The organism is Pseudomonas syringae pv. tagetis (genome assembly GCF_022557255.1).
Lineage (GTDB): Bacteria > Pseudomonadota > Gammaproteobacteria > Pseudomonadales > Pseudomonadaceae > Aquipseudomonas > Aquipseudomonas caricapapayae.
On sequence record NZ_CP092923.1, the window covers coordinates 5,750,921 to 5,765,173 of the forward strand.

Below are 14,253 nucleotides of genomic sequence, written 5' to 3' on the forward strand. Positions count from 1 at the left end.
CAAGGATTTACCCCTAATTGAATCAAAATTGGCACGGCACCCTGATACGTCACATGTTGTTGCTGGTCACCGCCTGCCTGTTGGTCGGCCTGATCAGTGGGCAGTATGGCTGGAGCCTGGCCACCGGCCTGGGCCTGTATCTGGCCTGGACCCTCAAGCAACTGTTGCGCCTGCATGACTGGCTGAGCAGCCACAAGGCTGATGAGCCTCCTCCGGACGGTTACGGGCTGTGGGGCGAAGTCTTCGACAGCATCTACCACCTGCAACGCCGTGATCAGCGTGTCCGCGGTCGCCTGCAGGCCGTCATCGACCGGGTACAGGAATCCACAGCCGCCCTGCGCGATGCCGTGATCATGCTCGACAGTGAGGGCAATCTGGAGTGGTGGAACCGTGCCGCTGAAACCCTGCTGGGCCTCAAGACGCCACAGGACAGTGGCCAGCCTGTGACCAATCTGGTGCGACATCCGCGCTTCAAGGAGTACTTTGCGCTGGGCGACTACAGCGAGCCGCTGGAGATCCCCTCGCCGACCAGCGACCGCGTACGCATCCAGCTGCTGATTACCCGCTACGGCAACAATGAGCACCTGATGCTGGTGCGCGACGTGACGCGCATCCATCAGCTGGAACAGATGCGCAAAGACTTCGTCGCCAACGTATCTCATGAGCTGCGGACGCCGTTGACGGTGATCTTCGGCTATCTGGAAACCCTGCTCGACAACGTGGACGAGGTCAATCCGCGCTGGATGCGGGCATTGCAGCAGATGCATCAGCAAGGCGGGCGCATGCAGACGCTGCTCAACGACCTGTTGCTGCTGGCCAAGCTTGAAGCGACTGATTACCCCTCCGACAATCATCCGGTAATGGTCAATACCTTGCTCAAGACCATCACCGCCGATGCCAACGCATTGTCGGGCAGCAAAAATCAGCAGATACACCTCAGCCTGGAAAGCGATATGCGCCTCAAGGGCAGCGAAAGCGAATTGCGCAGCGCGTTTTCCAACCTGATCTTCAATGCTGTCAAATACACCCCGGCAGAGGGTGTGATCCGTATTCGCTGGTGGGCCGACGAACGGGGCGCGCACCTGAGCGTGCAGGACTCGGGCATCGGCATCGAGGCCAAACACCTGCCGCGCCTGACAGAACGGTTCTATCGGGTGGACACCAGCCGCGCATCGAATACCGGTGGCACGGGGCTGGGCCTGGCCATCGTCAAACATGTGCTTCTGCGCCATCGCGGCCATCTTGAAATCAACAGTGTTCCGGGCAAGGGCAGTGTTTTTACCTGTCACTTTGCCAGCGGCCAGTTGTCCAAACCTGCGAGCGACGATTCAGACTACTAGGCAATCATGCTTCGAGCCGCTACATTGCCGGGTTCATAGCGTCCTCTGCGGCGTGACATTATTCTCTTTCTGTTAATACGGACCCTGCAAAACCCCATCATGGACCCTTCCCCTAGTTTTAACCTGTCTTCACTCTTTGCCGATTTCGGCATGATTCTTTTTGCTTTGTTCCTGGTCCTGCTCAACGGCTTTTTCGTTGCAGCAGAGTTCGCCATGGTCAAGCTGCGCTCGACCAAGGTTGAAGCCATCGCCGACAAGAACGGCTGGCGCGGGCACATTCTGCGCAAGGTCCACGGCCAGCTGGATGCCTACCTGTCGGCCTGCCAGCTAGGGATCACCCTCGCCTCTCTGGGACTGGGCTGGGTCGGTGAACCGGCATTTGCGCATCTGCTGGAGCCGTTGCTCGCGGCAATCGGCGTCGATACTCCGGAGCTGATCAAAGGCATATCGTTCTTTACTGCATTCTTCATCATTTCCTATCTGCACATCGTCATCGGCGAGCTGGCCCCAAAATCATGGGCGATCCGCAAACCGGAACTGCTGTCGCTGTGGACAGCGGCGCCGTTGTACTTCTTCTATTGGTTGATGTACCCGGCGATTTACCTGCTCAATGCCAGCGCCAACGCCATTTTGCGTATCGCTGGCCAGGGCGAACCCGGCCCGCACCATGAACACAGCTACAGCCGCGATGAGCTGAAGCTGATTCTGCACTCCAGCCGTGGCCAGGACCCGAGCGATCAGGGGATGCGCGTGCTGGCGTCTGCTGTCGAGATGGGCGAGCTGGAAGTGGTCGACTGGGCCAACTCCCGCGAAGACATGGTTTCGCTGGATTTCAATGCGCCGCTCAAGGAAATCCTCGCCTTGTTCCGCCGCCACAAATTCAGCCGTTACCCGCTGTATGACGCTGAGCGTGGCGAGTTTGTCGGCCTGTTGCACATCAAGGACCTGTTGCTGGAGCTGGCGGCGCTGGACCACATCCCGGAGTCGTTCAACCTGGCTGAACTGACCCGGCCGCTGGAGCGCGTTTCCCGGCACATGCCGCTGTCGCAGTTGCTGGAGCAGTTCCGCAAGGGTGGCGCACATTTCGCTGTGGTCGAAGAGGCCGACGGCAAGATCGTTGGCTATCTGACCATGGAAGATGTGCTGGAGGTGCTAGTGGGCGACATCCAGGACGAACATCGCAAGGTAGAGCGCGGCATTCTTGCGTATCAGCCGGGCAAGCTGCTGGTGCGCGGCGATACGCCCTTGTTCAAGATCGAGCGCCTGCTGGGCATCGATCTGGATCATATCGAAGCCGAGACACTGGCCGGTCTGATCTACGACACGCTCAAGCGCGTACCGGAAGAAGAAGAGCAAATGGAAGTCGAAGGCCTGCGCATCATCATCAAGAAGATGAAAGGCCCGAAGATCGTCCTGGCCAAGGTACTGAAGCTGGATTGACCCGATCAGCGCCGCCTGTCAAACCGGACGCAGAGCGTGGAGCTATGAATGGCCCCAGCTCAATTCCCGCCAACGGCGAAATTGGGCAGGCTCTGCACCGGTCTGGCGAACTCGTAGGGTATCGAGACCAGTTCGTTACCCGAATTGCGTTGCACGACAAAGTGCAGATGCGGGCCGGTGCTGTTGCCGGTGTTGCCCGAGCGTGCCAGCGGAGTGCCGACGCTGACCCGCTGACCTTCCCTGACACTCACCGAACCGCGCATCAGGTGCAGATAGACGCCCATCGTGCCGTCTTCATGCAGAATGCGCACAAAGTTGCCTGACGCATTCGAACCCCGGCCTGACTGGCTGTTTTCGATCTTGACCACCGTGCCGCCTCGCGCTGCGATGATCGGCGTGCCTTCAGGCATGGCAATGTCCATGGCGTAGCGCCCCTTCACGCCGAAATGGCTGTATTTGCCATTCGGTCCCTGAGTCAGACGAAACGGACCGCCGATCCAGGGCAACGGGTATTTATAGGCCTGCACCGAGCCTCTTGGATCGCCCAGGGTTGAAGTCAGCACCGAAGCGTAGTTCATCGGCTTGCTGCCGACCTTGGGGCTCAAGACCACCACGCGCTCGTTACTGCGCGCAGGGATCGTGCGGCGCAATGTTGCTGACGAGCCAGAGACACCCAGCACGTTGGTTACACTGGAAAGCCTGAGTTCGACCTCGACCGGGGCGTACAAGTCATTGCGCACATACAGGCTGTGTACGCCCTTCTCGCGCCTGACACTCAAGTGCACCTGGCCGTCGATACGCTCGACCATCCGGTCCCGAAACACCATCACCGACGCGCCCGGCGTAGGGCGGTCCGAGAAGGACACCACGCCATCGGCATCGGTGAATTTATAGATCGTGACCGCCCCGGCCGACTGTACAGTCAACATCAGGGCACACAGGATAAGCAGGCGTTCACGCATCAGGGACGTTCGGACTCAAGGGCACTGGGTGCCAAGCCTAGCAGCCTTGCAGGCAGAAGAGGACTCAACGGTATCAATCGGACATGCATGAGGCGTCAAGGAAGGCACGCCAGAATGCGCGATACGCGGTGTTTTGGAACACCGCGCCGGGCTGCGGGCAGCGGATCGTGGAGCGAGGATGTCACGCGGAGCGTCGGCAACGATCCGCGCGCGGATCAGGCGCCCGGAATAAAGTGTTTCTGGGCCGTGCCACGCGCGATCAGACGGGACAGATAGTCGAGCTTCTGTGCATCCTGATCGACAAAGCGGAAAGTCACTTGCAGCCACTCGCTGTCAGGCTTCTGCTCGAACGCAGCAACGGAGTGCAGGTAACCGTTCAGGCGTGCAATCTCGTTGCTCTCGCCTTGCTCAAGATCCAGAACCGCGCTGTCGAGTACCTGCGGCAGATTTTCGCTGACGCGTATGACCAGTGTCGCGTCCTTCAGCGTCAGGGCCTTGATCACACAGGACTGAATACCGTTGGGCAGACGCAATTGCCCCTGGCCACGACCGGAAGGCTCGGCCGATCTGGCTGCAGCTGGCGGGGCTTTGGTGAGGCCGGCAGGCGCAGCAGCTGGCGCGGCACGAACCACCTCGGCCTTGCCACCGGTCAACGCACTGAGGGAGTCATTGAGCGGCGAGTTCATGCGCGCCGGGGCCGTGGACATGACGGCATCAAGCTTGCCGACCTTCGCCAGCGCCTTTTTGACCTTGGTCAGCAACTGCTCGTTGGTGAACGGCTTGCCGACAAAATCGGTCACTCCGGCCTGAATAGCCTGCACAACGTTTTCCTTGTCACCGCGGCTGGTCACCATGATGAACGGGACGGTTCTCAGGTAATTGTCTTGCTCGCGGCACCATGTCAACAGCTCGAGGCCGGACATTTCCGGCATTTCCCAGTCGCACAGAATCAGATCGAATGATTCTTTGCCCAGCAACGTCTGAGCCTTGCGACCATTGACTGCGTCCTCGGTATGAATCCCGGGAAAATAATTGCGCAGCCCTTTCTTGACCAAGTCGCGAATGAAAGTCGCGTCATCCACCACCAATACACTGACCTTACTCATCGACGCTCCTGCGGGCGTGTTCACCTGGAGGCGAACTGCGTTATGCCAACACGCCCTTTGTTTCGGCAAGCATAGCGTTGACCGATGGCCAACTGCCATATTGATTGACTGCGCCGCGACATTTAATCCGCAGGCGACGGGAATACTCGTCTGCGCAACGAAAAACGCCCGGCACATGCCGGGCGTTTTTCTCGCAGGCAATCTTACTTATCGTCAGCGTCGTCCGGAACATTAGCGGTTTCGCTCGATATACCCTGCACTTCTTCCTTCATGCGCTTGAGACCCATGTGCCGTACGTCCGTACCGCGCACCAAGTAGATCACCAGCTCGGAAATGTTGCGTGCGTGGTCGCCGATGCGCTCCAGAGAGCGCAGCACCCATATGACGTCCAGCACTCGGGAGATCGAGCGTGGATCTTCCATCATGTAGGTCGCCAGCTCGCGCAGGGCGGTCTTGTACTCGCGGTCGATGGTCTTGTCGTACTGCGCAACCGACAAGGCCAGTTCGGCGTCGAAGCGCGCGAACGAGTCCAGGGCATCGCGCACCATGTTGCGCACCTGATCGCCGATATGACGTACCTCGACGTAACCGCGCGGTGCCTCACCTTCCTCGCAGAGCTTGATGGCGCGGCGGGCAATCTTGGTGGCTTCATCACCAATGCGCTCCAGGTCGATTACCGACTTGGAAATACTGATGATCAGGCGCAGATCGGACGCCGCAGGCTGACGACGAGCCAGAATGCGCAAACATTCTTCGTCGATGCTGCGCTCCATCTGATTGATTCGGTCGTCGACCTCGCGAACACGCTGGGCAAGACCGGAGTCGGCCTCGATCAGTGCCGTGACCGAATCGTTCACCTGCTTCTCGACCAGGCCACCCATTTCGAGCAAATGGCTGCGAACGTCTTCGAGTTCAGCGTTGAACTGTTGGGAAATGTGATGCGTATGGCTGTCTTTGTGGATCATGCTGGGTGTCCTTGGAACGTCCGGTTAATTGCGAAAACGCAGCGGTGGTTCAGGTCTGACGAAGCACGTCCTAGCCGTAACGACCGGTGATGTAGTCTTCTGTCTGTTTTTTTGCCGGGTTGGTGAACAACGTATCCGTATCACCGAACTCGACGAGTTTGCCCATGTACATAAACGCGGTGTAATCCGACACCCGAGCCGCCTGCTGCATGTTGTGCGTAACGATCACAATGGTGTATTTGGATTTCAGTTCGTAGATCAGTTCTTCGACTTTAAGGGTCGAAATCGGATCAAGTGCCGAACAGGGTTCGTCGAGCAGCAGGACTTCCGGCTCCACGGCGATTGTTCGGGCAATGACCAGACGCTGTTGTTGCCCCCCGGATAAACCCAACGCCGACTCATGCAGTCGATCCTTGACTTCATCCCAGAGCGCAGCGGCTTTCAACGCCCACTCGACGGCTTCATCGAGTACGCGCTTCTTGTTGATCCCCTGAATGCGCAGCCCGTAGACCACGTTTTCATAAATCGTCTTGGGGAACGGGTTCGGTTTCTGAAACACCATACCGACGCGCCGACGCAACTCGGCGACTTCCTCGCCCTTGGTATAGATGTTGTGACCGTACAGGTTGATCGCGCCCTCAACGCGGCAACCATCGACCAGGTCGTTCATCCGATTGAAACAGCGCAACAACGTTGACTTGCCGCACCCGGACGGCCCGATGAACGAGGTCACCTTCTGCTTCGGAATGTTCAGGGCGATATCGAACAGCGCCTGTTTCTCGCCATAGAACAGGTTCAGCCCCGGCACTTCTATGGCCACGGCCTCGTCAGCCAGATCCAGGCTTTGCTTGTGACGCCTCAGGGCCGACATGTTCATGCCATTGGTCGGGCTTTCATGCTGCATGGATTGCTCCTGTGCGAACGATTCGCTTCATCGAACTGCCGCGTTTGCCAAAGGGCGAATTCGGGATCAATTGTCGAGCGCCTTGTATTTTTCCCGCAGATGGTTACGGATGCTCACGGCCGACAGGTTGAGCAAGGCGATAACCAGCACCAGCAACAGCGCGGTGGCGTAGACCAGCGGACGCGCGGCCTCGACATTGGGGCTCTGAAAGCCCACGTCGTAAATGTGGAACCCCAGGTGCATGATCTTCTGATCGAGATGCAGATAAGGATAGTTGCCGTCCAGCGGCAGCGACGGGGCCAGTTTGACGACACCCACCAGCATCAATGGCGCAACTTCGCCGGCAGCGCGGGCCACAGCCAGGATCAGACCGGTCATCATCGCCGGACTGGCCATCGGCAGGACGATCTTCCACAGCGTCTCGGCCTTGGTCGCCCCCAATGCCAGCGAGCCTTCACGCAGGGTCAACGGAATGCGCGCCAGGCCTTCCTCCGTTGCCACGATCACTACCGGAACGGCGAGCAGCGCCAGCGTCAGCGATGCCCACAACAGGCCGGGCGTGCCGAATGTCGGGGCTGGCAGCGCTTCAGGAAAGAACAGCCGATCCACCGAACCGCCAAGCACATAGACGAAAAAGCCCAGCCCGAAGACGCCATACACAATCGCAGGCACACCGGCGAGGTTGTTCACGGCAATGCGGATGAGCCGGGTGACCGGCCCCTGACGCGCGTATTCACGCAGGTAAACCGCCGCCAGCACGCCGAACGGCGTTACGATCACCGCCATGATCAGGGTCATCATCACCGTGCCGAAAATCGCCGGGAAAATACCGCCTTCCGTGTTGGCTTCGCGTGGATCGGCGCTGAGAAATTCCCACAACTTCTGGAAGTAGAAACCCAGCTTGGTGAGCATGCTCATCGCGTTGGGCTGATAAGCACGCACCACCTTGCCCAGACTGAGTTCGATCTCTTTACCGTTGGCATCGCGTGCCGTCAGGCTGTCTCGGTCAAAGGCCTGATGCAGCCCGTCAAGACGCGCTTCGATGACCTTGTAGCGTGCGTCCAGCTCGGCGCGCTCTGCCGCCATGTCAGCTTGCGCTGCTGCGTCGAGCCGGCCATTGAGTTCCAGCTTGCGGGCCTGCAGGCGCAGACGCTCAATGCCGTGATTGATGGCACCGATGTCTTTCTTTTCCAGGGTATAAAGCTCGTCAGCCAGCTTTTCGACGCGTTTGATGCGTTCTTGCAGGATCGGCCAGGCAGCCTCGCCTTCGGCAACGATCCGGCCGCCTTCCTTGACGTTGACCAGATAGCCGTAAAAGTTACCCCACTCCCGACGCTCCAGCGTCATCAGCTCGGCAGGACGGCTCTGCGCGGTCAGCCAATCGCCCACGACCCAGGTGAAATCGCTGGGATTGAGATCGCGGTTGCCGACCTTGAACAGCTCACGGGTCATGAACTCCGGTCCTTGATCAGGCACCGGCAGACCTGCGCTTTTCAGGCGCGCACGCGGCACCTGTTCCTGCTCGACCCGCTCACCGACCAGAACACTCGATTCCTGATTGGGCACCGCGTAATGCGCAGATACCAGATCGGCAGGCCAGAAATGCCCCAGGCCACGCACGGCGATCACCGCCAACAGGCCGATGGTCATGATCACAGCGATGGATACGGCACCCGCACTCATCCAGACGCCGGGGGCACCGCTTTTGAACCAGTTCTTGAGGGAGTTCCGCTTCACCAACGCCTACCTTCCTTACAACGCCGAGTATTGCTTGCGAAGACGCTGACGAATCAGCTCCGCGAGGGTGTTCATCACAAAGGTGAACATCAACAGCACCAACGCCGCCAGAAACAGCACCCTGTAATGGCTGCCGCCCACTTCCGACTCGGGCATTTCCACCGCGACGTTGGCCGCCAGCGTGCGCATGCCTTCAAACAGATTCATGTCCATGATCGGCGTGTTGCCGGTCGCCATCAGCACAATCATGGTTTCCCCCACCGCGCGGCCCATGCCAATCATCAAGGCGGAGAAAATGCCGGGGCTGGCAGTCAGAATCACCACCCGCGTCAAGGTCTGCCACGGTGTCGCGCCCAGAGCCAGAGAGCCCAGAGTCAGGCTGCGCGGTACGCTGAACACCGCGTCTTCGGCAATCGAGTAAATGTTGGGGATCACCGCAAAACCCATAGCGATGCCGACCACCAGCGCGTTGCGCTGATCATAGGTAATACCCAGTCGGTCGCGGATCCACGTACTCATGTCGCCACCGAAGAACCAGCTCTCCAGATGCGGGCTCATGCTCAGCGAAAACCAGCCCACCAACAGCACGACGGGGATCAGGATTGCGCCTTCCCAGCCATCGGGCACGCGCAGGCGAAGCGAATCAGGCAGACGCGTCCAGAAAAAGCCCGCCAGCAAAATGCCGATCGGCGTGAGCAGCAACAGACTGAAGATGCCGGGAAGATGACCTTCAAGGTAAGGTGCCAGAAACAGTCCGGCAAAGAAGCCGAGAATCACCGTCGGCATCGCCTCCATCAACTCGATCACCGGCTTGACCTTGCGGCGCATGCCAGGTGCCATGAAGTAGGCGGTATAGATCGCGGCAGCCACGGCCAGCGGCGCTGCCAGCAACATGGCGTAGAAAGCAGCTTTCAACGTGCCGTAGGTCAACGGTGCCAGGCTCAGCTTGGGCTCGAAGTCCGAGTTGGACGCCGTGGACTGCCAGACGTACTTGGGCTCATCGTAGTTTTCGTACCAGACCTTGCCCCACAGCGAACTCCAGGAGACTTCCGGGTGCGGGTTGTCCAGCGTCAGCGGCAGCAGTTTGCCACCGCTTTCGATCAGAATCCGGTTGGCGCGCGGTGATAACGCCAGGATGCCTGGACCATCGGCAACCTTGTCGATCAGCAACGTACGGTGCGCGGTACTGTGGAAGACACCCAGCCTGCCCGAGGTGTCCAGGGCAATGAAGCCCTTGCGACGCTGTTCAGCCTTGATCTGCTCGATGGGCGCGCTGCCCAGCCTGAAATCGCGGATGCGCATCAGGCGCTGCTCGCCGTCAGTATCCCGGGCCATGAACCACTGCGACATGCCGCCCTTGGAGTTGCCGATGATCAGCGAAATACCGCCGACCAGTTGGGCGCTTGCCGTGATCTCGGCGTTACCGTCTTCCAGCAATTTATAGCGGCCATTGAGGCTGCGATCGCGCAGGCTGAACACATCTGCCTGCGCGCGACCATTGATGACATACAGCCATTGCTGGCGCGGGTCGATGTAGATCGCCTTGACGGCAGCCGACATCTGCGGCAAATCGATGCGCGTCTGCTCGCGCGTCATCTCGCCGGTCATCATGTTTTCTTTCTGCTCAAGCGAGATGACGTGCAGCTGAGTGCCGGTAGAGCCTGCCAGCTTGAGGCTTTCGCCATCGGCACTGACAGTCACATGCTCGACGGCGCGACCGGCTTCATCCAGCACCAGAGGCGCTTCGCCATAAGGCCAGGCCACGCTCGGGGTGATGGTTTTCTGGTCGTTCGGGTAGGTTGTCAGGTACGAGTGCCTGAACACCAGCACCTGACCGTTGGACAGGCCCAGGGCTATCAAGGGAGCACCCGGCTGATCCTTGCCGATGGACGCAACGGATACGCCTGCGGGCAGCGGCAAGGTAATCCGGTGCAGCTCTGCGCCATCCTTGATGTTGAAAAAGATCACTTCGCCCTTGTCGGAAATACGCATTCCGATCTGGTTCTGCTCCTCGATTGCAATCATCAGCGGCGTACCCGCTTTCTGCATCCAGGCAGTATTCAGCGCAGGTTCGGATGTCAGGCTTGCGCCTTTGAAGAGGGGCGCAACGACATAGGCCAGGTAGAAAAAGATCAGCGTGATGGCAGCCAGTACGGCGAGGCCGCCAATGGCCACGTACCAGTGCGTGAGACGATCCTTGAACGCACGGACACGACGCTTTCGCACCATCGCAGGCGTATTGAAATCAATGCGCGCGGGAGGCGAATCCTGGTCCATCGTAGATTTGAACAGCTCATTCATGCGCACACACCGTAGACGCCTTGTATGACAGAAACATTACAGCAAGGTGACGCAAGAAAGCCCGCTGCCCACGAAACTGGCAGCGGACTGTTCAATTTGTAGGCAGGCCAGTCCATTAAGCCTCGCTTGCAAGCTATGCGTGATTACTTTACCGCTGCACCGCTCGCGCCTTGCAGGCCGAGGTCGGCCAGTGTCTTTTCCACCACACGGGCAGGCAGCGGAATATAACCGTCTTTCATCACCACTTCCTGGCCCTGCCTGGACAGCACCAGTTTCACGAACTCGGCTTCCAGCGGCGCTAAAGGCTGATTGGGTGCCTTGTTCACATAGACATAAAGAAAGCGCGACAGCGGGTAACTGCCGTTAAGGGTGTTGGCTTCGCTGTCTTCGACAAACTCGCCGCCCTCCTTCTTCGCCAGCGGGACCGTCCGCACATTGGACGTCTTGTAGCCAATGCCCGAGTAGCCGATACCGTTGAGCGAATTGCTGATGGCGCTGACCACCGAGGCCGAACCGGGCTGTTCGTTGACGTTGGCCTTGAAGTCGCCTTTGCACAGCGCTTCTTCCTTGAAGTAACCGTACGTACCCGACACCGAGTTGCGGCCGAACAACTGGATCGGCTTGCCTGCCAGATCGCCGCTCACCCCGACATCACCCCAGGTCTTCGCATCCGCCTTGGCACCGCACAGTCGGGTCGCAGAGAAGATTGCATCGACTTGCTGCAGGGTCAGGCCCTTGATCGGATTGTCCTTATGGACAAAAACAGCCAATGCATCCACAGCGACCGGGATAGCCGTTGGCTTGTAGCCGTGCTTCTGCTCGAAGGCCGATAGTTCGCCATCCTTCATCCTGCGGCTCATGGGTCCCAGATTGGCAGTGCCCTCGGTCAGCGCAGGTGGCGCTGTGGAAGAGCCGGCCGCTTGAATCTGGATATTCACGCTGGGGTATTCTTTCTTGTACGCCTCGGCCCACAAGGTCATGAGATTTGCCAGGGTATCGGAACCGACACTGGAGAGATTGCCCGACACGCCGGAGGTTCTGGTGTAGGCCTTGATGGCAGGATCGACGGCCGCTACCGCATTGGCTGCCGTCACTGCGGCGGTCATCAATGTCAGTGCAGCCATCAAACGCTTGAGTGTCATCCTTGCGCTCCTGGCAGGGTATGTAGGTGTTCACAAGCCTTCGCGGCCAGTCTTGTGACTACTCTATGAATTGATTATGACAATAAGATGAAAAGGCTATCGCCCTGCGCAGGGAGATAGCCTTTCGCTTTAACGGATGCCTTGAACGATTTCCCGTCGGGCGATGTTCAACGCTTTCTGGTCAGCAAAAACACGCCGATTGCCATGCCCAGGCCGCAGAGAATCGCGACGTACCAGGCCGGGCCCATCGGACTGCTCTTGAGCATGAACGTCACCACCATCGGCGTCAGCCCGCCGAAAATGGCGTACGCCAGGTTGTAGGAGAACGACAGTCCCGAGAAGCGCACCACCGGCGGGAACGCCTTGACCATGACATAGGGAACTGCACCGATAGTACCGACGAACAGCCCGGTCACGGCATACAGCGGGAACAGCATCTCCGGGTGGCTGCCGAGGACGTGGTAGAACGTCCAGGAACTGACCAGCAAACCTGCGCTGCCCAACAGGAACACCCAGCCTGCGCCGAAACGATCGGCCAGAGTACCCGACGCGATGCAACCCAGACTGAGGAACACGATAGCCAGGCTATTGGCCTTCAGCGCCGTGGCTGCCGGGAAGCCATAGAGGGTCTGCAGGATGGTCGGGGTCATCAGGATCACGACAATGATGCCGGCCGACAACAGCCAGGTCATCAGCATCGACAGCGCAACCGCACCACGATGATCACGCAATACCGCCTTGAGCGGCACTTCTTCGGCCAGCGCCTTGCGCTGTTGCAGCTCGGCGAACACAGGTGTTTCGTGCAGCAGGCGGCGCAGATAGACCGACATCAGACCAAACACGCCACCCAGCAGGAACGGAATCCGCCAAGCGTAATCGGACACTTCGACCGGGGTATAAATGCTGTTGATTGCCGTGGCGACCAGCGAGCCCAGCAGGATGCCTGCTGTCAGCCCGGCAGTCAGGGTGCCGCAGGCATACCCGACACGACGTGCAGGCACATGTTCGGACACGAATACCCAGGCACCCGGCACCTCGCCGCCAATGGCTGCACCCTGAATGACGCGCATCAGCAGCAGCAGAATCGGTGCCCACAGCCCGATCTGAGCATAGGTCGGCAACAAACCCATGATCAGGGTCGGCACCGCCATCATGAAAATGCTCAGCGTGAACATTTTCTTGCGCCCCAGCAAATCGCCGAAGTGCGCCATGATAATGCCGCCCAGGGGTCTCGCCAGATAACCGGCGGCGAAAATACCGAATGTCTGCATCATGCGCAGCCAGTCAGGCATGTCCACCGGGAAAAACAGCTTGCCGACTACCGCCGCGAAAAACACGAAGATGATGAAGTCGTAAAACTCCAGCGCACCACCCAGGGCAGAAAGCGAAAGGGTTTTGTAATCGCTGCGAGTCAAAGGCCGCGCAGGCTGCGTGGAACTTGAAGGGACAGATGACATGACAAGGCTTCTCTTTACTTGTTCTTTAAAAAGGGGCAAGTGACTGCAACGCTGGCTGCTGCGGGGTGCCGTGCATAAGCGATTGTCGGGAGCAACGGTGCAGGTAGGCACCAAAATTGCGTGTACAGGCAGTCTTGTCACCTGTAGAGGTCCAGCAAGATAGCAAATTGTTTCAAAAAACACATGACAAGAACTGCCACGGGCACAAAATGAAGACCGGGCGGTCGTTCTATGACGCAACGCCCGATATACTCGCAAGCCGTCAACAGCCGTGGGAAGTTGTGCGAAAACGTCTGAATCAGCGGGTTTCGCAGAGTTTCCCTATGGGCCACGCCAGTGCAGAACACATAATGTTCATGCTAATGGTCTTGAATGGCACCTGTTAACCGCTGCATACAATAATGAGAGTCATGGGTCAGAGGCACCCTAGGCATGATCGAGCTCGAACAAGAAGATCCAACTCCGCAAGGCGACCTTGCACTGCAAATTACCGCCCTTCCCCGCGAAACCAATGGCTTTGGCGACATCTTCGGCGGCTGGCTGGTGTCCCAGATGGACCTGGCAGGTACAGCGATGGCCAGTAAAGTGGCGGGTGGCCGGGTGGCGACCGTGGCGATTGATCGCATGGCGTTTCTGGTCCCGGTGGCTGTCGGCGAGCAGCTGTCCTTTTACACTCGCACCCTGGAAGTCGGACGTACCTCGATCAAGATGATGGTCGAAGTGTGGAGCGATGACCCGGTCACCAGCGAATGGCGCAAGGTCACAGAGGCCGCATTCGTATTCGTGGCCATTGATTCCAGCGGCCGGACACGCTCGGTTCCTGCGCGGCGGTAAATTGTCGCTCGGTCATGGATTGGCTGCACGGGTAAACTCACCGAGCGTGAAGCGGTCTACTTTCG

The 14,253-nt window shown here is 58.9% G+C and carries 11 protein-coding genes; 3 read left to right on the top strand and 8 right to left on the bottom strand.

Annotated features, from left to right (window positions below):
- The first annotated feature begins 17 nt into the window (after positions 1-17).
- Both phoR and MME58_RS25760 read left to right on the top strand, forming a co-directional pair.
- Complete coding sequence (phoR, locus tag MME58_RS25755; RefSeq protein WP_055006655.1) at positions 18-1,340, top strand: phosphate regulon sensor histidine kinase PhoR; 1,323 nt, start codon at positions 18-20, stop codon at positions 1,338-1,340.
- 99 nt (positions 1,341-1,439) lie between these two features.
- On the top strand, positions 1,440-2,780 hold the full coding sequence (locus tag MME58_RS25760; RefSeq protein ID WP_054986763.1) for a hemolysin family protein: 1,341 nt from the start codon (positions 1,440-1,442) through the stop codon (positions 2,778-2,780).
- 59 nt (positions 2,781-2,839) lie between these two features.
- Here MME58_RS25760 and MME58_RS25765 read toward each other — a convergent pair whose 3' ends face one another.
- From MME58_RS25765 to MME58_RS25800, 8 genes are all read right to left on the bottom strand, one after another.
- Positions 2,840-3,742, bottom strand: a complete 903-nt coding sequence (locus tag MME58_RS25765) for a peptidoglycan DD-metalloendopeptidase family protein (protein ID WP_055006654.1) — start codon at positions 3,740-3,742, stop codon at positions 2,840-2,842.
- Positions 3,743-3,957: 215 nt separating this feature from the next.
- Positions 3,958-4,848, bottom strand: a complete 891-nt coding sequence (locus tag MME58_RS25770) for a response regulator (RefSeq protein WP_054986521.1) — start codon at positions 4,846-4,848, stop codon at positions 3,958-3,960.
- 203 nt (positions 4,849-5,051) lie between these two features.
- The gene (phoU, locus tag MME58_RS25775) at positions 5,052-5,813 is read right to left on the bottom strand and encodes a phosphate signaling complex protein PhoU (protein ID WP_055006653.1); all 762 of its coding nucleotides are present in this window, start codon (positions 5,811-5,813) and stop codon (positions 5,052-5,054) included.
- Positions 5,814-5,883: 70 nt separating this feature from the next.
- Positions 5,884-6,717 (bottom strand): phosphate ABC transporter ATP-binding protein PstB, encoded by an 834-nt coding sequence (gene pstB / locus MME58_RS25780; protein ID WP_055006652.1) that lies wholly within the window; start codon positions 6,715-6,717, stop codon positions 5,884-5,886.
- A gap of 66 nt (positions 6,718-6,783) precedes the next feature.
- Positions 6,784-8,400, bottom strand: coding sequence for a phosphate ABC transporter permease PstA (gene pstA, locus MME58_RS25785; RefSeq protein WP_199727400.1), 1,617 nt, complete (start codon positions 8,398-8,400; stop codon positions 6,784-6,786).
- 69 nt (positions 8,401-8,469) lie between these two features.
- The gene (locus MME58_RS25790; RefSeq protein ID WP_055006651.1) at positions 8,470-10,755 is read right to left on the bottom strand and encodes an ABC transporter permease subunit; all 2,286 of its coding nucleotides are present in this window, start codon (positions 10,753-10,755) and stop codon (positions 8,470-8,472) included.
- A 143-nt stretch (positions 10,756-10,898) separates the two neighbouring features.
- The gene (locus MME58_RS25795; RefSeq protein ID WP_055006650.1) at positions 10,899-11,897 is read right to left on the bottom strand and encodes a phosphate ABC transporter substrate-binding protein PstS family protein; all 999 of its coding nucleotides are present in this window, start codon (positions 11,895-11,897) and stop codon (positions 10,899-10,901) included.
- A 167-nt stretch (positions 11,898-12,064) separates the two neighbouring features.
- Positions 12,065-13,354, bottom strand: coding sequence for an MFS transporter (locus tag MME58_RS25800; RefSeq protein ID WP_055006649.1), 1,290 nt, complete (start codon positions 13,352-13,354; stop codon positions 12,065-12,067).
- 432 nt (positions 13,355-13,786) lie between these two features.
- Here MME58_RS25800 and MME58_RS25805 point away from each other — a divergent pair, with 432 nt between their 5' ends.
- Positions 13,787-14,188, top strand: coding sequence for an acyl-CoA thioesterase (locus tag MME58_RS25805; RefSeq protein WP_003378389.1), 402 nt, complete (start codon positions 13,787-13,789; stop codon positions 14,186-14,188).
- Positions 14,189-14,253 lie beyond the last annotated feature (65 nt).

What these genes read in the sequence shown, in the direction of transcription:
- MME58_RS25760 (WP_054986763.1), top strand. Translation starts at nt 1,440, where the DNA reads ATGGACCCTTCCCCTAGTTTTAACCTGTCTTCACTCTTTGCCGATTTC.
- MME58_RS25765 (WP_055006654.1), bottom strand. Translation starts at nt 3,742, where the DNA reads ATGCGTGAACGCCTGCTTATCCTGTGTGCCCTGATGTTGACTGTACAG.
- MME58_RS25770 (WP_054986521.1), bottom strand. Translation starts at nt 4,848, where the DNA reads ATGAGTAAGGTCAGTGTATTGGTGGTGGATGACGCGACTTTCATTCGC.
- phoU (WP_055006653.1), bottom strand. Translation starts at nt 5,813, where the DNA reads ATGATCCACAAAGACAGCCATACGCATCACATTTCCCAACAGTTCAAC.
- pstB (WP_055006652.1), bottom strand. Translation starts at nt 6,717, where the DNA reads ATGCAGCATGAAAGCCCGACCAATGGCATGAACATGTCGGCCCTGAGG.
- pstA (WP_199727400.1), bottom strand. Translation starts at nt 8,400, where the DNA reads ATGAGTGCGGGTGCCGTATCCATCGCTGTGATCATGACCATCGGCCTG.
- MME58_RS25790 (WP_055006651.1), bottom strand. Translation starts at nt 10,755, where the DNA reads ATGAATGAGCTGTTCAAATCTACGATGGACCAGGATTCGCCTCCCGCG.
- MME58_RS25795 (WP_055006650.1), bottom strand. Translation starts at nt 11,897, where the DNA reads ATGACACTCAAGCGTTTGATGGCTGCACTGACATTGATGACCGCCGCA.
- MME58_RS25800 (WP_055006649.1), bottom strand. Translation starts at nt 13,354, where the DNA reads ATGTCATCTGTCCCTTCAAGTTCCACGCAGCCTGCGCGGCCTTTGACT.
- MME58_RS25805 (WP_003378389.1), top strand. Translation starts at nt 13,787, where the DNA reads ATGATCGAGCTCGAACAAGAAGATCCAACTCCGCAAGGCGACCTTGCA.